Origin of the sequence: Bartonella tribocorum CIP 105476 (assembly GCF_000196435.1) — a bacterium.
Classification (GTDB): domain Bacteria; phylum Pseudomonadota; class Alphaproteobacteria; order Rhizobiales; family Rhizobiaceae; genus Bartonella; species Bartonella tribocorum.
On sequence record NC_010161.1, the window covers coordinates 79,718 to 99,164 of the forward strand.

Consider the following 19,447-nt stretch of genomic DNA (forward strand, 5'->3'; position numbering starts at 1 on the left):
TTTGGATAAAAGATTTATTTAACGAGAGGAAGCATAATAATAAAACGTGCACCAGTTTTACATTTTCCAAGTGCCGGATCAATAATATTTTCGGCTGTAATTGTCCCATTATGGGCTTCGATGATTTGCCGACTAATAGAAAGCCCAAGTCCAGAGTTTTGTCCAAAAGCATCTTCATTTGGTCGATCTGTATAAAAACGTTCAAAAATACGTTCAATATTTTCTGAACGAATACCGGGGCCATTGTCTTCAATGGTTAAAATAAGGGTTGAAGCATGACTTTTCATAGTAATGGAAATTTTGCCACGATTACGGGGAATAAAGGAACGTGCATTTTCAAGAAGATTGGAAATGACTTGCCCTAAACGGAGTTCATGTCCCAACACAAGATAAGCTTTTCCATGAGGACGTGGGACAATATTAAGGCTTACATCGATGGTTTGCGCATTGCGGTATACTTCTTGAACGGCATGAACAAGACTTTCCAAAAGCGGTTTCATATCAACGATCTCCGCGGTTTCTCGTGCAAGCTCTGCATCAAGTCGCGATGCATCAGAAATATCTGTAATCAACCGATCAAGACGGCGCACATCGTGTTGAATAATTTCAAGCAATTTTTCTTGTGCTTCTTCATTTTTAGCCAGAGGGAGGGTTTCAACAGCACTGCGTAGAGAAGTGAGGGGATTTTTTAATTCGTGGCTTACATCAGCAGCAAAGCGTTCAATGGCTTCAATACGCATATAAAGGGCATTGGTCATGTCACGAATAGAGGTTGAGAGATGGCCAATTTCATCTTCACGCATTGAAAAATCAGGAATTTCTACACGCTGATTATTGCCATTACGTACTCGGTTAGCAGAGGCAGATAATTTACTTAAGGGATGGGCAATTGTATGGGCTAAAAAGAGCGAAAGAACCAAAAGGACGCTGCCTACAACGGCAAAAACTTTAAATATAACCAGTCTTTCAGCTTTTACAATGTTATCAATATCAGAGCCAGTGGTTGAAAGAAGAAGGGCGCCAACCACTGCGCGATAGCGTTGAACAGGAACGGCAACAGAAACAATGAGTTGACCTTGTCTGTTGCGTCTTTTGGCGGTAGCAAGAGATCCGTTTAATGCTCGGTACACTTCTGGATAAGCAATGCCACGGTTTTTTGTTTGCTCTCTATCAAGAGCAATACCTTTGTCATAAAATGTGTTTGAATACCATGCAGTCAAGCGATCCCATATGTTTTGTTCTGTTTTAAGTGGGGGTAAATCATAGCTAAAAACTTCTCCACTAGAATAAAGAACGCGCGAATCAAGAAGTAAAGTAGCATCACGATCATAGATACGTGCTCTTGTCGTTTTAGGTGTGATGAGACGTCGTAAAAGAGGGGCAACTTGCTCAGGGTTAATGGGAAAATCCCAAGAGTCGGTTGATTGAGGGGCGGGTGTAACGCTTTCACCGGTCTGTAACTCCAAGAGTTTTTGGGGGTCAATAAGGATAGAATTTGTATCTACCGTTGCAGAAGCAGCAATAGCTCCAGCGATAATTTTACCTTGGGTACATAAACTTTTAATTTTTGCTTCAATTAAACCATCACGAAATTGGTTAAGGTATAAAATGCCTGTAACCAGAACGGCAAGGGCAGCAATGTTTAATATAACAATGCGGCGTGTGAGACTGGAAAAAAGCAATTGTCTAAAGAGACGTTGTGTTCGAAGACGCAAACGAGCAAACATAAGAAATGGCGTTGAAGATACACCGTTAGGGGCTGTTTTTTTTAGAGTTTCCAGTTGAGAATTGTCTGTCATCGATTTGATTGCCGTTCAAATTTTTGCGACAAAGCAGCTTTATACCTCGTGAAAACGATAACCTACACCATAAAGTGTTTCAATCATTGCAAAATCATCATCCACTTGTTTAAATTTTTTACGCAAACGTTTAATGTGACTATCAATGGTGCGATCATCTACGTAGACCTGATCACTATAGGCAGCATCCATTAAAGCGTCACGACTTTTTACAACGCCTGGCCTTTGTGCTAAGGTTTGCAGAATCAAAAATTCCGTAACAGTTAAAATAACAGGTTTATCTTTCCATGTACAGGTGTGACGTTCTTGATCCATCACAAGATCTCCACGTTTGAGAGAAGAGGTGGAAGCAGTTCCCGTAGAAAGCGGTTGATTACGCGCATTGGAGCGGCGCAAAATAGCTCTCACACGCTCAATGAGAAGGCGTTGAGAGAAAGGTTTCGTAATAAAATCATCAGCTCCCATTTTGAGACCAAATAATTCATCGATTTCATCATCTTTAGAGGTGAGAAAAATAACTGGAAGATCAGATTTTTGACGTAAACGACGCAAGAGCTCCATCCCATCCATTCGGGGCATTTTAATATCAAAAATAGCTAAGTGTGGGGGGTGAAGTGTGAGACCTTTAAGTGCAGATGCTCCATCCGTATAGCTTTCAACCCGATATCCTTCTGTCTCAAGCGCAAAAGATAGAGAAGTCAAAATATTGCGATCATCATCAACAAGTACAATCGTTTGCGTGATTGTTGGTGTATCTTTCATGGTTTCTTAGACCTTTCTATTGCTGTGGTAGCAAATTACCCACACTTATTTATATGGGAGTTCACATTTTTTTTGCAAAACAAATATGATACAAATTGCAGCAAAGTAAAAAAGCTTTTGTCATTCCCGTAAAATCTTGTTTTGCTTTCATAATTTATAATGTTTCTACGTCTATAAAGATCCCTTCGTTTAAGAGAAAATTTGCATAAAGGCTTTTTTTCTCAAAATTTATTGCACAGTTTATTCTTGTTTTTGTACCAAAATCGAACAGGTTTAGTTTTGATTGTTGAAGTTTAGAAAATCCGCCTATGTGTTTTAAGAGCAAAGACAAGAATGTGGCAATATATGCACAAAAATTTGTTTCTGCTATACGATAAGGAGGTCATTATGGGATTTTTTAATTTTATTAAAACTGTAGGGGAAAAGCTAGGTATGGGGGAGCATGAACCAAAAGAAAAAGATTTTAGAGCCGCATTTGATCATTTTCAACTCGCTACAGAAAAAGTCAATATTCAAGTTGAAGACGGTAAAGCTATTTTAAGCGGTGAGGTTCCAGATAGGGAAACACTTGAAAAAGCACTTTTGGTTGTTGGCAATTCACAAGGTATCTCTTCTGTAGATGTTGAGAAATTAAAGGTTATAGATACGACGCCTAGAAAAACTTCTCGTTTTTATGAGGTCAAATCTGGTGATAATCTTTGGAAAATTGCTGAAGAGGTTTATGGAAAAGGGCAAGGGGATAAAAACACATTTATTTTTGAAGCCAATAAACCAATGCTAAAATCCCCTGATAAAATTTATCCTGGACAAGTTTTGCGTATTCCTGAAATTGATCATATTTAACGCATCAAAGAGGATAATTTTTTGCTTATTTTATGGCATTAAACAAAAATAAGAAGCGTAAAAAATTTCACGCTTCTCTTCATTTTGTAAAATGTGTGTTTATAATAAAAAAGGCTTATTGAGCATGAGTGGAATGAGAGGGTGAGGTTGTTTTCATAGCGTTTACAGAGAAATCAACATCAATGGTTCCTGCGTTTTCAAATGTTAATTTTGCGCTAATTTTATCACCTAGCTTGAATGGTTCTGAAAGCCCCATAAACATAATATGATTACCACCTGGCTTAAGTGTGACTTCACCATTTCCCGGAATTTCAATACCATTATGCATTTTTTCCATTTTCATAATATCATTGACAACAGCCATAGTGTGCATTTCTGTTGCTTTTACGCCGTTTGTGGAAATAGAAACTAAACGGTCTGGGGTATTACTGTGATTAATAATATAGAAATAACCGCTACTAACTTTTGCACCTTTAGGTGTTTCGCGTGCCCAAGGATTGAGAATTTCTATGTCACCAAGTTTATATTGCTGGGCACTTGCGGGTAGTGTTATACCAGCAAAGAGAAGAGCACATACGATATTTGCGACAACCTTTTTGTATGAATATTGTGCATGTATTGTATTTTTAAAGATGAGATTTTTTATTTTCTTGATAATAGATACCATCATTGATTTACCCTCCTTCATAAGATTCACACTTTGAATGTTTTTTCATTTTAGCAGATTTTTTATTTAAAATAAAAGCAAAGAATTTCTAAAATAAAAATCATAGAATTCTTGGATCTTAAAGGAAAAAATAAGATTTACAAAGATAAAACATCTCTCAACATTTCCGTTTTCATCTGACAACATTATTTGTAAATGGTAAAAATTTATGGTGCATCACTATTTTACTGAATAAAAATACAATACAGAAAGATCATACACTGGATCAACTCTCAATATGACGATAGCTCTTGGTACTTTAAAGCGTTTTGACAGAAGTATTTTTATATATTTTCAAATTCCAGAAGTATAAAATTAAGAAAAAGCTTGTTCGGTGAATTTAAAGCGCAGCTTTTAAATAACAATGAATGATAAGGCTATTAGAAGAAGAATTTTTGAGAGGAGGCTGATAGATGATATCGTTATCGATATGAGCATACGGAAAAGCACCGTTTAATACTATGAAAGAGGCTCATAAAAAAGTAGTTATCATAAGTTATGACGGCTATTTCATTCTTAAGGAAGGTTTATAATATTTTATTATATAAGTTATTCGCTTTTTTTAAAAGCTTTTATGTTGGGATTTCTTAATTAATGATGAGAGATTGAGAACGTGTGTGCAATTATTCTTTTTAATTTTTAAGAGAGATATGGTTGTTGGGAATTGCGAAAAAAATAGATTATGACTTCAAGTCTTTTATAAATATGGTATTTATAGGTTATTAGAGCGCCTATTTTAAAAGAATTTTTTTATTTTGGAGATGTTTCTCTCATTATTCTCTTGTAGCAGTAAAATCCTGTTCTTATATACGGGACAGCGAGGCTTGTTGCGACTTGCGGTTTATGATTATTTTATGTTGCTTGAAGCCAATATACGGGCTTTGAGTGTTATGAGGAGCTATCTTAAAAAGATGCTTTATGAAGGTTGAGGTAGCTTGCTGAATGGAGATTATAATATGGCAAAAGTAATTGGTATTGATTTGGGGACGACGAACTCTTGTGTGGCTGTTATGGATGGCAAAAACGCAAAGGTTATCGAAAACTCAGAAGGAGCGCGAACAACACCTTCTGTTGTTGCTTTTACTGATGGAGGAGAGCGGCTTGTTGGACAGCCTGCTAAACGTCAGGCAGTAACAAATCCTGAAGGGACAGTTTTTGCAGTAAAACGTTTAATAGGGCGCCGTTTTGATGACCCTATGGTTGAAAAAGATAAGGCGCTTGTACCTTATAAAATCGTTAAAGGTGACAATGGCGATGCATGGGTTGAAGAAGCGGGTAAGAAATATTCTCCATCACAAATTTCAGCGATGATTTTGCAAAAGATGAAGGAAACAGCTGAATCTTATCTTGGTGAAAAAGTTGAGCAAGCCGTTATTACTGTTCCTGCTTATTTCAATGATGCACAACGTCAAGCGACTAAAGATGCGGGTAAAATTGCTGGACTTGAAGTTTTACGGATTATTAATGAGCCGACTGCCGCTGCCTTAGCTTATGGTTTGGACAAAAAGGACGGAAAAACAATTGCTGTTTACGATCTTGGTGGTGGTACATTTGATATTTCAGTCCTTGAAATTGGCGATGGCGTTTTTGAGGTTAAGTCAACCAATGGGGATACATTTTTAGGGGGTGAAGACTTTGACATGCGCTTGGTCGGTTATTTTGCTGATGAATTCAAAAAAGAGCAAGGAATTGATCTGAAAAATGATAAACTCGCTTTACAGCGCTTAAAAGAAGCGGCGGAAAAAGCAAAGATTGAGCTTTCGTCATCACAGCAAACAGAAATCAATTTACCATTTATCACGGCAGATCAATCAGGTCCCAAGCACTTAACGATGAAATTGACTCGGGCAAAATTTGAATCTCTGGTTGATGATTTAGTGCAGCGTACCATCGAGCCTTGTAAAGCTGCGTTGAAAGATGCTGGATTAAAGGCCGGTGAGATTGACGAAGTTGTTTTAGTGGGCGGTATGACACGTATGCCCAAGATTCAGCAAGTCGTGCAGAACTTCTTTGGCAAAGATCCGCACAAAGGTGTTAATCCCGATGAAGTTGTCGCAATGGGAGCTGCCATCCAAGGGGGCGTCTTACAAGGTGATGTCAAAGATGTGTTGCTGCTGGATGTAACACCTTTATCCTTAGGTATTGAAACTTTGGGTGGGGTTTTCACACGCCTTATTGAGCGCAATACCACGATCCCGACGAAAAAATCACAAGTTTTTTCGACAGCTGATGATAATCAGAGTGCTGTGACAATTCGCGTTTTCCAAGGTGAACGGGAAATGGCGAGTGATAATAAGTTATTGGCACAATTTGATCTTGTTGGTATTCCCCCAGCACCACGTGGTATACCTCAAATTGAAGTTACTTTTGATATTGATGCGAATGGTATTGTTAATGTTTCGGCCAAAGATAAGGGAACGGGTAAAGAGCATCAGATTCGTATTCAGGCATCAGGTGGTTTAAGTGATGCTGATATTGAAAAAATGGTAAAGGATGCAGAAGAGCACGCAGCTGAGGATAAAAAACGCCGTGAAGGTGTTGAAGCCAAAAATCAAGCGGAGGCTCTTATTCATTCAACGGAAAAGTCGCTCAATGAATATGGTGATAAAGTATCAGTTGAAGAAAAGGGACAGATTGAAGCAGCAATCTCTGATTTGAAATCTGCGCTTGAAGGCAGTGATACCGAAGAAGTAACAACAAAGATGCAAAAATTAGCAGAAGTCAGTATGAAGCTTGGACAGGCTATGTATGAATCCTCACAAGCAGCGAGCGCTGACACTGAAACAGAGACAAAGGATGATGATGTTGTCGATGCTGATTTTGAAGAAGTTAATGATAAGAAGAAATAGTGTCAGCCTATGTGTTGATTAATTGATAAACCCGGCCTTTGAAAGATAAGGCTGGGCTTTATTATTTGAGATAAGTTGCAACTTTGTTGCTAAAAATATAGATTAAAAGCGATATTATCCATAAAGATGGATGACAGGAAAACTATCAGGAATACATGATGAAGGTTGATTATTATGAAATTCTTGGCGTGACTCGTGAATGTGATGATAAAAAGTTGAAATCTGCTTTTCGTAAGTTGGCAATGCAATATCATCCTGATCGCAACGCCGGGGATAAAGAGGCAGAGCGAAGATTCAAAGAAATTGGCGAAGCCTATGAAGTTCTGAAAGATCCTCAAAAGCGTGCTGCTTATGACCGATTTGGTCACGCGGCCTTTGAAAATAGCGGTGGTCAGGGGGGAGGAAATCCTTTTAGCGGTTTTGCTTCTGGTAGTGGATTTGCTGATATTTTTGAAGACTTTTTTGGTGAGATTATGGGAGGTGCGCACCGTAAGCGTGGTGATGGTCGCGAACGTGGTGCAGATCTAAGTTATAATATGGAAGTGACCTTAGAAGAGGCATTTTCAGGAAAAACTGCGGAAATTAATATTCCTAGTTCGCTCACGTGTGATGTTTGTGAAGGTTCAGGAGCGAGAAAGGGCTCTAAGCCACAAGTTTGTGGAACATGTCATGGTTCTGGTCGTGTGCGTGCTGCACAAGGTTTCTTTTCTATTGAGCGAACATGTCCTACATGTCATGGACGTGGTGAAACGATTACGGATCCATGCCCTAAATGTCAGGGGACACGGCGCATAGAAAAAAAACGTTCATTGAGCGTGAATATTCCAGCTGGTATTGAAGATGGGACGCGTATTCGTCTTTCTGGTGAGGGCGATGCCGGTATTCGTGGTGGTCCCAATGGTGATCTTTATATTTTCCTTTCCGTTAAACCGCATGAATTTTTTCAGCGAGAAGGAGCAGATCTTCACTGTCGTGTTCCTATTTCGATGGTAACAGCGGCTTTAGGAGGAGAGTTTGAAGTTTCTGACCTTGATGGTGTTAAGGCACGTGTTAAGATTCCAGAAGGGACACAAAATGGACGTCAATTCCGCCTTAAAGGCAAAGGCATGCCCATGTTGCGTCGTCAGCAAGCAAGGGGTGATCTTTACATCCATATCACGATTGAGACACCGCAGAAACTTACGCAAGAGCAACGTGAATTGTTGCAAAAATTTGAAAAACTTTCAAATCATGAAAATTCACCCCAATCACATGGTTTTTTTTCCCGTATGAAAGAATTTTTTGAAAATATTTCTGGTTAAAATATGTGAATGTTCTCAGAATAAATGAGAAAACACTTTTGGAAGGTTATTTTCATTAAACTTTCTATTGTCTCACCATCTTTGAAAAGCTTTATTGGCTTGAAAAGAAAAGGGAAAAACGATTAATTGAGTGTAAGTTCCTGCTGCTGAGAGTTTTTTTACATTTCATGGATTTTATGGATAAGTCTTGCTTTTGAGTGCTTATAACGTTTTAAAAAAGACTTATCCATATAAGGATGCAATTGAATGACGGATAATATTTCCAGTGTTAACTGCATTTATCTTTTTGTGCTGTAAAAGATCGTCATTTAAGGCGGTAATACAAGGATGTAAGCCTCTTGTACACATGAAGTGTTTTTAGAAGTACGTGTTTATTAGGCTTGTTCGTAGAGCCTTATGTGAACAAATCGCATGAGCGGTCATCAGATGGAACCAGCCCAGTCAAAATTCAGATTATTTACAGATAAAATCTCTTAAGAATCTTCTCCTTTAAAGGAAAGGAGAGGAAGAAGTTAAGCATTCAGAATTTTTGTGTTTATCTTTCTTTTTTATGATTTTTTTACTTAAAAGACCTTTTAAAACTCTCATAATAAAACTGTAAAATTGCAAGATCTTACCAAGTAAGGCTAAAGAAGCTGTTGGGCAATCCATTTTTTCCTAATAATATAGCTCCTCATTACCGATTGTATAGAGACAGTTTTTCATAGTCTTAACCGCTGCCTCCTCTAAAATATGGGCCATTTTATTCAGATAATGCTATATTATGATTATAAATCCGATTGCATTATAAGCTTTATATGGTGTCCATACGTCCCTTTCATTTTTAATGTGAAAGCTAATTTTAAAGTGAAAGCCAATGGTTTTTATTGATTTGGAGTTTGAGAGTTAGAATGATAAACTGTCCTTATGTTCAAATCTCTTAATTTACGATATAAAAAGATAAATAACTGTTATAAATCAGTTTATTATCATTCTCCATAACATGCATTTTCGTAAATTATTTTAATTGATATTTTCGAATGTTCAATTTTAAATACGATATAAATAGAGCCATTGAGCGATTTCTATGTCGGTAATATATTGATTTTATTATTATAAGAAAATTTTATTTTTATCTTACAAAATCAATGGTTGTATATATTCCTATTCATTGTTAAGTATCCATAAGGGTAAACGGGTGCGTTGAATGTACAGCGTAGCTTAAAAATTTTGCTTTTCAATTTTATACATAAGATCATAAAATACCAACGTTTTTTGCGCTTATTTTATTTAACTTTTCGCTGTTAATTTTTTAAGAGGACGTTTTTTTCTTGTTTCATCTCATTATTATTTTTTCGCAATTTGAAGGAAAATTGACGATTTTCAGGGGGATAGATAGAGTAAAGCTTTGTTTTATTGTTTTCACTTTTCTTAAATTTCACTAAGAGATAGTAAAAAGTGGTGAGGAGGCTCTATTAATGGATGATGCTAAAAACAGTGCTGTCGATGTTTTGGAAAAACAAGCAGCATTTTTATCGTCTGCTTTACCTTATATGCAAAAATATGAAAATGAAACGGTTGTGGTAAAATATGGCGGTCATGCTATGGGTGATCCGGCTTTGGGGCGAGCATTTGCGCGTGATATTGCTCTATTAAAGCAATCGGGTATTAATCCTGTTGTTGTTCATGGTGGTGGGCCTCAAATTGCTGAAATTTTAATGAAAATGGGGATTGAATCACGATTTGAAAACGGTTTACGGGTAACCGATGAGCGGATCGTTGAAGTGGTTGAAATGGTTTTAGCGGGTTCCATCAATAAGGAAATAGTTGCTCTCATTAATGCTGAGGGTGAATGGGCAATAGGGCTGTGCGGTAAGGATGGCAATATGGTTTTTGCCGAAAAGGCTTATAGAACTGTCATTGATCCTGATTCGCATATTGAACGTGTTTTAGATTTGGGATTTGTTGGTGAGCCGATTGAAGTTGATCGTACATTACTGGATCTTTTAGCCTGTTCTGAAATGATACCAGTTCTTGCTCCTGTGGCTCCAGGTCGGGATGGTAAAACCTATAATATTAATGCTGATATTTTTGCTGGAGCTATTGCGGGTGCATTAGAGGCAAAACGTCTTTTATTCCTCACGGATGTTCCTGGTGTTCTGGATAAACAGGGCAAACTTTTAAAAGAATTGACAGTTTCTGAAGCTGAGAAACTTATCAAAAATGGAACAATTTCAGGGGGCATGATTCCAAAAGTAGAAACTTGTGTGAAAGCCCTTCAAAATGGTGTGGAAGGTGTTGTCATTTTAAATGGCAAAACCCCACATTCTGTTTTACTAGAGCTGTTTACCGAACAGGGAGTTGGAACGCTTATTGTTTCATAAATTGTACGGAAAATTGGAGGAGAAGGCCTTTCATGACGAATATAAAACAGTTTAAATATCCTTTATTAAGTAAACCAGAATTGGCAATATTTGTTGCAACAATATTGTGGGGGATTACGTTTTTAGTCATTCACATTGCGGTACGCTATAGCGGTCCTCTATTTTTTGTTGGATTTCGTTTTATTGTTGCATCCCTTATATGTGGGGCAATTTTTTGGCGCTCTATAAAAGGTATAACTGTTTATGAAGTTTTCGCTGGGATGGCGATAGGCTTATCCATGTTTTTTGGTTATGCTTTTCAAGCAGCTGGACTTCAAACGATTATTAGTAGTCAGTCGGCTTTTATCACAGCGCTTTATGTTCCGATGGTTCCAATCTTGCAATGGATTGTTTTTAAAAAACCTCCCCGTTTTGCCTGTTGGGTTGGTATTGTTTTCGCTTTTATTGGGCTTGTCCTTGTTTCAGGACAAAAGCCGGGAAGTTTTGATTTTTCAAAAGGTGAAATTTTGACTTTGTTGGGCGCTTTAGCGATTGCTGGAGAAGTCATACTCATTGGAATTTTTGCCAACAAGGTTGATAGTCGGCGTGTAACCATTATCCAGTTATTCTTTAGTGGTTTTTTTTCATTTTCTTGTATGCCTTTGATGGGTGAAAGCATTCCTGAATTTTCGTGGGTATGGTTTAGTGTTGGTATGGGATTGGCATTAATGAGTGCTATTATTCAATTGGCTATGAATTGGGCACAAAAGTCTATTTCTCCTACGCGTGCTACACTCATTTATGCAGGTGAACCGGTATGGGCTGGTATCGTTGGGCGTTTGGCTGGAGAGCATTTATCTCCTTTAGCTTTATTGGGTGGTTTGCTTATTCTGATTGGGATCATTGTTGCTGAATTACAACCTTCACAATGGCGTAAAAAAAAATAAAGCAATTGAAAAAATTGGTGAGCGATTCATCTTTACTATGATGATTTTATTGCATGCGTTTTTTGCTTGCAGAGTTTTCATTTTTGAGGCTTTTTTAAAATTAAAGATGACGAAGAGGCTTTATTTTTTCTGACTTCTGAAACGGGAAGATTACCTTCATGGGATTAAAATATGAAGGGATAAGGATAAAAACCAGCTCTCATCTTTATTGGTATTTTTAAATTTGGCTTTACAACTTTCAAAAAACATCCAAGATAATACCTATAATGGGGATTTTGCATTGGTGCCGTGTTATTTCTTTTGTTCTTTCATGGGATTATGCTTTTCAAGCAAAATAGAACGCTCAAAGCGGTCTCCCATCATGTTGTCCATTGCCATGCTTTTTAGAAAGAAACTTTTCTCAATATATGTCATACTCATTGGTGGTCCGTGTGAAGTATATAAAAGCCACAGAGCATCATCATTTTACTGAACATAAAAGGTACCAGCATTTTTTATTAGTTCCCAATATTACATGATAGCCTTTGGCATTTGAAAGAGGATGAAGAATTTTGATTCATTTTTGAAACGATTTTATTGACACACTAGCCCTGTTTGTAAGGGAGAAGAGAAAAAATTTGATTGTTTCATCCATGAGAAGATTTAAAATGAAAGGGGCTCGCGATATTCAGAGATTTCATTTAAATTGCAAAACCATAAAAGATCATTATAAATCAAAGCATTACCTAGTCAATCGTAGAGGATTTGATGTTTTTTATCTTTTATGGAAGAAGAAAGGAGTTGTATAAAAAGTACATAAAAATTCTCCTCGATAGAGCCTATTTCTAAAGTTTTAAACGTTTTAAAGAAAATTATCCCTCCTGATATGCATTTATTTTATATAAAATTACTAGAAAAGCAGATTATTGCGTGAAAATAAAAAAGCATTTTTTTCAAATTTTGTCAGAAGTTTAAGTGATATACGCGCCTACCATATATCCATACAATACATTGTATTTATAATGATAATTGTAGTATTATTCGCATTGGATGAGAACCCTAAAAACTGTAACATTTTCTCATTTCAAATCTTTTTCACGTTAAATCAATCTAAGTTACTCGTTTTACACGTCACAAGCGGGCAGTATATGTGGATAAAAACTGTACAGGAAAGGCATGCTTCTTATAAACCCTTGTCAGGTGTTAAAATTATAGCAACATTGGAGGTTGGCAAAGTATGTGATGGTGCTGGCTTATCCAGCTTATGAGTTATCAAACAAGATGTAAAAAGATCATTTTAGTTCCTTTGGTATTTAATTGAGTAAACAAAAGTCTTATTTTTTAGGCTATGAGAAGTTGTGTTTTGAGAAGCTCTTTTGGTTAATATTCTTTTGAAAGGTTCTCGATAGGACATAATTGGTCTTTGCGTTTTATATTATTCTTTGCTAAATCGCCTTATATGACAATAGATCGTAATTATATTCGTAATTTTTCCATCGTGGCGCATATTGATCACGGTAAGTCCACTTTAGCGGATCGTTTGATTCAGATGACAGGGGGGCTTGATACACGTGAGATGAAGGAGCAAGTGCTCGATTCCATGGATATTGAGCGTGAGCGTGGGATTACGATTAAAGCACAAACAGTCCGTTTACACTATAAAGCAAAGAATGGTGAGACCTATATTTTAAATCTTATGGATACACCTGGTCATGTGGATTTTGCTTATGAAGTTTCACGTTCATTGGCAGCTTGTGAAGGTTCACTGTTGGTGGTGGATGCAAGCCAAGGTGTCGAGGCGCAGACTTTGGCAAATGTTTATCAAGCCATTGATAATTCCCATGAATTGGTTGTTGTGCTCAATAAAATTGATCTTCCAGCAGCAGAACCTGAACGTGTTAAAGAACAGATTGAAGATGTAATAGGCATTGATACATCTCAAGCGGTAGAAATATCAGCAAAAACAGGTTTGGGGATTCCTGATGTTTTGGAGGCAATCGTTACACAATTGCCACCTCCACGTATAGGCGATGTTACAAATCCCTTGAAAGCAATGTTGGTTGATAGTTGGTATGATGCATATCTTGGTGTCATTGTTTTGGTACGGGTGATAGATGGTATTTTAAAAAAAGGTCAAACCATTCGTATGATGGGGACGGGAGCAAAATATCCCGTTGAGCGCGTTGGGGTATTTACACCTAAAATGGTCCAGGTTGATGAATTAGGACCAGGCGAGATTGGTTTTATCACTGCTTCTATCAAAGAGGTTGCCGATACACGGGTTGGGGATACGATTACCGAAGAACGTCGTCCTTGTGAAAATGCTTTGCCTGGTTTTAAGCCTGCGCAACCGGTTGTCTTTTGTGGACTTTTTCCAATTGATGCTGCCGATTTTGATGATTTGCGTGCAGCCATGGGTAAATTACGCTTAAATGACGCGAGTTTTTCCTTTGAAATGGAAACATCAGCAGCTTTGGGATTTGGTTTTCGGTGTGGTTTTTTAGGGTTGCTTCATCTTGAAATTATTCAAGAGCGGTTAGAGCGTGAGTTTAATTTAGATTTAATTGCAACGGCACCTTCGGTTGTTTATCGCATGAATATGAATGATGGTTCTGTTAAAGAATTGCACAATCCAGCAGATATGCCTGACGTGGTTAAAATTTCTTCTATCGAAGAACCATGGATTCGTGCAACAATCATGACTCCTGATAATTATCTTGGATCGATTTTAGAACTATGCCAAGAGCGGCGGGGAATACAGGTTGGTTTATCCTATGTTGGAACGCGGGCTATGGTGACGTATGATTTACCTCTGAATGAAGTCGTTTTTGATTTTTATGATCGCTTAAAATCAATCTCAAAGGGCTATGCTTCTTTTGATTATCAGATGACGGATTATGCAGAGGGGGATTTAGTTAAAATGTCTATTTTGGTAAATGGAGAGCCTATTGATGCCTTGTCGATGCTTGTGCACCGTACGATTGCAGAAAAGCGGGGGCGTTCCATGTGCGAAAAACTGAAAGATCTTATTCCCCAGCATATGTTTCAGATTCCGATTCAAGCGGCTATTGGTGGTAAAATTATAGCGCGCGAAACGATTCGTGCTTTGCGTAAAGATGTAACAGCAAAATGTTACGGGGGCGATATAACACGTAAACGCAAACTTTTGGAAAAGCAAAAAGAAGGTAAAAAACGAATGCGTCAATTTGGGAAAGTAGAAATTCCTCAGTCGGCCTTTATTCAAGCGCTCAAAATGAATAAATAATGAAAAGAGAGTATTTTCTCTTAGTTTATTGCACTTTTGCTTTTCTTGATTGGTTCAGTTTTAGAAGAGTGCTTTTTAATATAAATTACGCAGTAATTACATTTTTAGGTAGAATGTCTTTTCATTGTGTCACATTGCTCACGTAAACATAAAACAGAATGCTTTAAACAAAAATATATTTGTGTTGCATATTAGCGTGTTTATTTTAAAGAAAATCTCTCAATACACCTTATCTCATTTCACTAATGGTATTTGTAAAAAGTATAACGGTAAAGCTTTCGTGAATGACATAAAACTTATTTGGCACGACCATCTTTACATGTCATAAAGACGCATGGTGCTATCATCACACTCTTTGCGCGTTCAAAATGTTATGATAGCTCTTAGTGTTTAAGAAAATTCATTAAAGACATTTTTACTCTTTTTAAAAGCGTGTTTTACTTATACACTGACTGTGTTTGTGATGCACAAAGAAAAGAGAGTGATTGATTCGATATGAAAGGATTTAAAAGGATACAATCCCTGTATTTTGGGGTGTTATTTAAGTTGAAAAACAATGAATGATCATTATAAATTAACATTGTGTCTCATCACGTAAAAGCTCATTAATGGATGTTTTCTCTCGTGTTTTTTGATCAACGCGTTTTACAATAACAGCACAATAAAGGTTTGGTCCTGCTTCACCATTAGGGAGTGGTTTGCCAGGAAGAGAACCCGGTACAACAACCGAATAGGCTGGTACTTCACCAATAAAAATTTCTCCTGTTGTACGATCGATAATCTTGGTGGATTGTCCAATAAAAACGCCCATTCCTAAAACAGCGCCTTCACGAATAATACAGCCTTCAACAACTTCAGAGCGTGCACCAATAAAACAATGATCTTCAATAATGGTTGGATTTGCTTGCAGTGGTTCTAAAACACCTCCGATTCCAACACCACCAGAAAGATGAACATGTTTACCAATTTGTGCGCAAGAACCAACGGTTGTCCATGTATCAACCATTGTACCCTCATCGACAAAAGCGCCAAGATTGATAAAGGATGGCATGAGTATGACGTTTGGTGCAACATAGGCAGAATGGCGTACAATCGCTCCAGGAACAGAACGAAACCCCGCTTTTTGAAAATCATCTTCTTTCCAACCAGAAAATTTTGAGGGAACTTTATCCCACCAATGTGTTCCATTGATTCCACCAGTAATAATTTGCATTGGGTTTAGCCGAAAAGAGAGCAAAACAGCTTTTTTCAACCATTGATGAACATACCATTGTCCATTTTTTTGCCGTTCTGCAACACGGATTTCACCTTTATCAAGAAGGCTCAATGTGTGTTCGACACTCTCACGAATTTCACCTTTTGTGGTAGTATTAATAGAATCGCGATCATCAAATGCTTTTTCGATAATGATTTCAAGTTGTGTGAGATGGGTCATGACGAAAGTTCCGTTAAACAAGTTGAAAGCTTCAAGATTTATTCTCTATGACCTACGCGAAGAAATGTTTTCAGTCAATAAAACGATGAGAAAGTAAGACATGTGCATGAAAAAAGGCTGTAAAGAAAAAATAAAAAAAGAACGAGACAATTGGACACCACTTCTTCATACGAAAGAAGCTCTACAACAGATCCATAAAGTTTCTAATTCAGCACAAATGCGTTCTCCGACTTATCGTTTAGCCTATATCGATCAAGATTTTATGATGCGTCCAGAGCTGCGTTCACAACGTATTGGTCTTGAATTTTTAAAGCCAGAAATAACCCTTAAAGAATATAATATTCAATCAACAGTTGTTTTATTTGGTGGTGCGCGTATTCCTGAACCCGGGCAAGCAGCGTGGGCTGCAAAAAATGAAACACAAAAGAAAAACTTGCATGCTATGTCGTATTATTACGATGAAGCAAGAGAATTTGCACGTTTGTGTTCCCTCTATTCGGCAAAAACAGAATACCGTGAATTTGTGGTTGTCACAGGGGGTGGGCCAGGGATCATGGAAGCAGGAAATCGTGGCGCTTGTGATGTTGGGGCCCCAACGGTTGGCTTAAATATTATTTTACCGCATGAGCAAGAGCCTAATCCTTATGTGTCTCCGCATTTGTGTTTCAATTTTCACTATTTTGGGATGCGAAAAATGCATTTTTTAGTACGTGCGAAAGCATTAGCTATTTTTCCTGGAGGATTTGGGACTCTGGATGAGTTGTTTGAGACGTTAACTTTAATACAAACAGGACGTATGAAACAGGTACCAATTTTATTGTTTGGCAAAGAATTTTGGAGCAATACGATCAATTTTGAATATTTAGCTTCACAAGGTACAATTTCTCCTGCGGATATTAATTTGGTGAAATTTGTCAATACAGCAGCAGAAGCTTTTGAAGAGATTCGCTCTTTTTATAAGTTGCCTTAATTGCTTTTGAAAAAGTCATTTTTGTGGGACAGTTAATATTCTACCTTAGTTAAATAAAGTCCTGAAGGGGGAGCAACAACACCACAACGTTTACGATCTTTAGCATGAAGAGCTGCTTCAAGATCTTGAGCTGTCCAACGTCCAATACCCACTTCCATGAGGCTTCCTGCAAATGAACGGATTTGATGATGAAGAAAAGAGCGGGCTTTTGCATAAATGAAGATTTCCTCTCCTTCTTTTTGAATATCGAGGCGTTCAAGGGTCCGAATAGGGCTTTTGGCTTGGCAATGTGCTGAACGGAAAGTTGTAAAATCATGTTGTCCTACAAGCTTTTGAGCCGCTTCATGCATAGCTTGCGCATTAAGAGGCTTTGGTATCCACCACACGCGTTTAGCATTTAAAGCTGGTGGAGAGCGACGATTAAGAATTTTAAAAAGATAATGGCGTTTGATAGCGGAAAATCGTGCATCAAAATCATCAGGGACATTTTCTACGTTTAAGATTGAAATTGCTTCACTCTGTTGACGTAAAAGAGCATTGAGCGCATCTCTTACAGTATGGGGGGGCCAGTTTTTTATGAAATCAACATGGGCAACTTGCCCCGTAGCATGTACCCCTGCATCCGTTCGTCCTGCTGTTGTTATGGTCAATTGTTGCCCACTAAAGCGAAAAATCGCTTGTTCAAGAGCTCCTTGTATTGTGTGAAGTTTTGCTTGACGTTGCCAGCCAGCGTAATTTGAACCATCATATTCAAGAGTGAGTTTGAAGCGTGACATTTTAAAAAACAGCAGAAATGTGAGCACCTCGTAAAAAGGTTGCGCTATCAAGAATTTTACCGCCAGATCTTTGGAGAGTGGTTATTTCTATCCGTCCTTGTCCGCAATGAACAATCAAAGAATTTGGTTCTATTCGACCAATTTCAAGAGAAGTTCCGGTTGCTAAGCGACTTTCAAGAATTTTTACGCGTTCTTCTCGTCCACCGATATTCATATTGCACCAGCAACCAGGAGAGGGAGAAAGCGCACGGATATGCCTATGAATAAACTCTGCTGGTTTTTTCCAATCAATGCGGGTTTCTTCTTTTTTGATTTTGGCAGCATAGGTGATGCCTTCTTTTGATTGGGGGATAAGTTTGAGTTGTCCTTTTTCTAGAGTTGATAGAGTTTCTATCATAAGTTCTGCGCCGATATATGAAAGCTCATTTGAAAGTTTATCCGTGGTGGTGGTATCAGTGATGGGAATGGAGCGTGAGAGAACAATAGACCCTGTATCAAGTCCTTCGTCCATCTTCATAATCATCATCCCCGTTTCTTTATCCCCAGCCATAATTGCACGCTGAATAGGTGCAGCACCACGCCACCGTGGTAAAAGTGAAGCATGGGCATTAAAACATCCAAAACGCGGTGTTTCAAGAATAGCTTTCGGTAAGAGGAGTCCATAAGCCACGACAATAGCCGCATCAACAGAAAGTGCTGCAAATTGGGCTTGCTGTTCGGCTGTTTTGAGTGTTTGGGGTGTAAAGGTAGGAATAGATCTTTCTTCTGCTGCATTTTGCACAGGCGAGGGAATAAGTTTAAGCCTCCGACGTCCTGCTGGACGAGGAGGTTGACTATAAACGGCAACAACATCATGCCCAGCATCTAACAAAGCATGTAAAATGGGAACAGAAAAATCTGGTGTTCCCATAAAACTTAATCGTAATGCCATTACAAAACTGCTTCCTGCGTGTTTTTTTCTTTTGCACGTTTTTTAAATTTTCGTATCACCATATCGCGTTTGATCCTTGAAATGTAATCAATAAACAGGCGGCCATCCAAATGATCAATTTCATGCTGCAAACAAGTTGCCAACAGATCATCTGCTTCAATTTCTTTTTGTTTTCCTTCACGGTTCTGATAGCGAACGCGCAAACGTTTAGGGCGTTCAACTTCTGCAAAATAGTCAGGTATAGAAAGACAACCTTCTTTGTAAACATTGCGCTCATCTGAAAGCCATAAAATCTCAGGGTTGATAATAACAAGTGGTTTTTTCTGCGTATCTTCAGCATTTCCAGAGACATCTATAACCAACATACGTAGTGGTATACCAATTTGAATAGCAGCAAGACCAATACCTTTAGCATGATACATGGTTTCCAACATATCATCCGCGAGTTCTTGGAGAGCGGTATCAACCTGTTCAACAGGTTTGGATACTTCCCGTAAAATCGGATCTGGTAAAGTAACTAAAGATCTCATTGGCATGAAGAA

The 19,447-nt window shown here is 37.9% G+C and carries 14 protein-coding genes; 7 read left to right on the forward strand and 7 right to left on the reverse strand.

What is annotated here, in order from left to right:
• Positions 1-14 precede the first annotated feature (14 nt).
• Both BTR_RS00380 and BTR_RS00385 read right to left on the reverse strand, forming a co-directional pair.
• Positions 15-1,799, reverse strand: coding sequence for a sensor histidine kinase (locus BTR_RS00380; protein WP_012230365.1), 1,785 nt, complete (start codon positions 1,797-1,799; stop codon positions 15-17).
• A gap of 39 nt (positions 1,800-1,838) precedes the next feature.
• The gene (locus BTR_RS00385) at positions 1,839-2,561 is read right to left on the reverse strand and encodes a response regulator transcription factor (RefSeq protein ID WP_012230366.1); all 723 of its coding nucleotides are present in this window, start codon (positions 2,559-2,561) and stop codon (positions 1,839-1,841) included.
• A gap of 387 nt (positions 2,562-2,948) precedes the next feature.
• Here BTR_RS00385 and lysM point away from each other — a divergent pair, with 387 nt between their 5' ends.
• A complete protein-coding gene (gene lysM / locus BTR_RS00390; protein ID WP_012230371.1) occupies positions 2,949-3,404 on the forward strand; it encodes a peptidoglycan-binding protein LysM in 456 nt (151 codons plus the stop codon).
• Between the two features lie 115 nt (positions 3,405-3,519).
• Here the strand turns inward: lysM and BTR_RS00395 are convergent, their stop codons facing one another.
• Positions 3,520-4,074 carry a copper chaperone PCu(A)C gene (locus tag BTR_RS00395; protein WP_012230373.1) on the reverse strand — a complete coding sequence of 185 codons (555 nt, stop codon included), beginning with the start codon at positions 4,072-4,074 and terminating at the stop codon, positions 3,520-3,522.
• A gap of 992 nt (positions 4,075-5,066) precedes the next feature.
• On the opposite strand from BTR_RS00395, the gene dnaK reads away from it, so the two are divergent.
• From dnaK to lepA, 5 genes are all read left to right on the forward strand, one after another.
• Complete coding sequence (gene dnaK / locus BTR_RS00400; RefSeq protein WP_012230375.1) at positions 5,067-6,959, forward strand: molecular chaperone DnaK; 1,893 nt, start codon at positions 5,067-5,069, stop codon at positions 6,957-6,959.
• Positions 6,960-7,117: 158 nt separating this feature from the next.
• Positions 7,118-8,260, forward strand: a complete 1,143-nt coding sequence (dnaJ, locus tag BTR_RS00405) for a molecular chaperone DnaJ (protein ID WP_012230377.1) — start codon at positions 7,118-7,120, stop codon at positions 8,258-8,260.
• Positions 8,261-9,717: 1,457 nt separating this feature from the next.
• A complete protein-coding gene (gene argB, locus BTR_RS00410) occupies positions 9,718-10,623 on the forward strand; it encodes an acetylglutamate kinase (RefSeq protein WP_012230379.1) in 906 nt (301 codons plus the stop codon).
• Positions 10,624-10,655: 32 nt separating this feature from the next.
• Complete coding sequence (locus BTR_RS00415; protein ID WP_012230381.1) at positions 10,656-11,549, forward strand: DMT family transporter; 894 nt, start codon at positions 10,656-10,658, stop codon at positions 11,547-11,549.
• Between the two features lie 1,438 nt (positions 11,550-12,987).
• Positions 12,988-14,793, forward strand: a complete 1,806-nt coding sequence (gene lepA, locus BTR_RS00425) for a translation elongation factor 4 (RefSeq protein WP_038474408.1) — start codon at positions 12,988-12,990, stop codon at positions 14,791-14,793.
• Positions 14,794-15,367: 574 nt separating this feature from the next.
• On the opposite strand, the gene dapD is transcribed toward lepA, so the two are convergent.
• Complete coding sequence (dapD, locus tag BTR_RS00430) at positions 15,368-16,228, reverse strand: 2,3,4,5-tetrahydropyridine-2,6-dicarboxylate N-succinyltransferase (RefSeq protein WP_012230384.1); 861 nt, start codon at positions 16,226-16,228, stop codon at positions 15,368-15,370.
• Positions 16,229-16,334: 106 nt separating this feature from the next.
• Between dapD and BTR_RS00435 the strand changes: the two genes are divergently transcribed.
• Positions 16,335-17,198: an LOG family protein gene (locus BTR_RS00435; RefSeq protein WP_041582671.1), complete on the forward strand. Its 864-nt coding sequence runs from the start codon at positions 16,335-16,337 to the stop codon at positions 17,196-17,198.
• A 32-nt stretch (positions 17,199-17,230) separates the two neighbouring features.
• Here BTR_RS00435 and truA read toward each other — a convergent pair whose 3' ends face one another.
• From truA to def, 3 genes are read right to left on the reverse strand one after another with little or no spacing between them, the layout of a single operon-like run.
• The gene (truA, locus tag BTR_RS00440; protein ID WP_012230389.1) at positions 17,231-17,974 is read right to left on the reverse strand and encodes a tRNA pseudouridine(38-40) synthase TruA; all 744 of its coding nucleotides are present in this window, start codon (positions 17,972-17,974) and stop codon (positions 17,231-17,233) included.
• Between the two features lies 1 nt (position 17,975).
• Positions 17,976-18,905 carry a methionyl-tRNA formyltransferase gene (gene fmt, locus BTR_RS00445; protein WP_012230390.1) on the reverse strand — a complete coding sequence of 310 codons (930 nt, stop codon included), beginning with the start codon at positions 18,903-18,905 and terminating at the stop codon, positions 17,976-17,978.
• Positions 18,905-19,441 (reverse strand): peptide deformylase, encoded by a 537-nt coding sequence (gene def, locus BTR_RS00450; RefSeq protein ID WP_012230394.1) that lies wholly within the window; start codon positions 19,439-19,441, stop codon positions 18,905-18,907. The genes fmt and def overlap by 1 nt, the downstream gene beginning before the upstream one ends.
• Between the last annotated feature and the right edge of the window lie 6 nt (positions 19,442-19,447).

Coding starts and splice junctions, on each gene's coding strand:
- BTR_RS00385 (WP_012230366.1), bottom strand. CDS start 2,561: ATGAAAGATACACCAACAATCACGCAAACGATTGTACTTGTTGATGAT.
- dapD (WP_012230384.1), bottom strand. CDS start 16,228: ATGACCCATCTCACACAACTTGAAATCATTATCGAAAAAGCATTTGAT.
- lepA (WP_038474408.1), top strand. CDS start 12,988: ATGACAATAGATCGTAATTATATTCGTAATTTTTCCATCGTGGCGCAT.
- argB (WP_012230379.1), top strand. CDS start 9,718: ATGGATGATGCTAAAAACAGTGCTGTCGATGTTTTGGAAAAACAAGCA.
- def (WP_012230394.1), bottom strand. CDS start 19,441: ATGCCAATGAGATCTTTAGTTACTTTACCAGATCCGATTTTACGGGAA.
- BTR_RS00435 (WP_041582671.1), top strand. CDS start 16,335: ATGAAAAAAGGCTGTAAAGAAAAAATAAAAAAAGAACGAGACAATTGG.
- truA (WP_012230389.1), bottom strand. CDS start 17,974: ATGTCACGCTTCAAACTCACTCTTGAATATGATGGTTCAAATTACGCT.
- fmt (WP_012230390.1), bottom strand. CDS start 18,905: ATGGCATTACGATTAAGTTTTATGGGAACACCAGATTTTTCTGTTCCC.
- BTR_RS00415 (WP_012230381.1), top strand. CDS start 10,656: ATGACGAATATAAAACAGTTTAAATATCCTTTATTAAGTAAACCAGAA.
- dnaK (WP_012230375.1), top strand. CDS start 5,067: ATGGCAAAAGTAATTGGTATTGATTTGGGGACGACGAACTCTTGTGTG.
- BTR_RS00380 (WP_012230365.1), bottom strand. CDS start 1,799: ATGACAGACAATTCTCAACTGGAAACTCTAAAAAAAACAGCCCCTAAC.
- BTR_RS00395 (WP_012230373.1), bottom strand. CDS start 4,074: ATGATGGTATCTATTATCAAGAAAATAAAAAATCTCATCTTTAAAAAT.
- dnaJ (WP_012230377.1), top strand. CDS start 7,118: ATGAAGGTTGATTATTATGAAATTCTTGGCGTGACTCGTGAATGTGAT.
- lysM (WP_012230371.1), top strand. CDS start 2,949: ATGGGATTTTTTAATTTTATTAAAACTGTAGGGGAAAAGCTAGGTATG.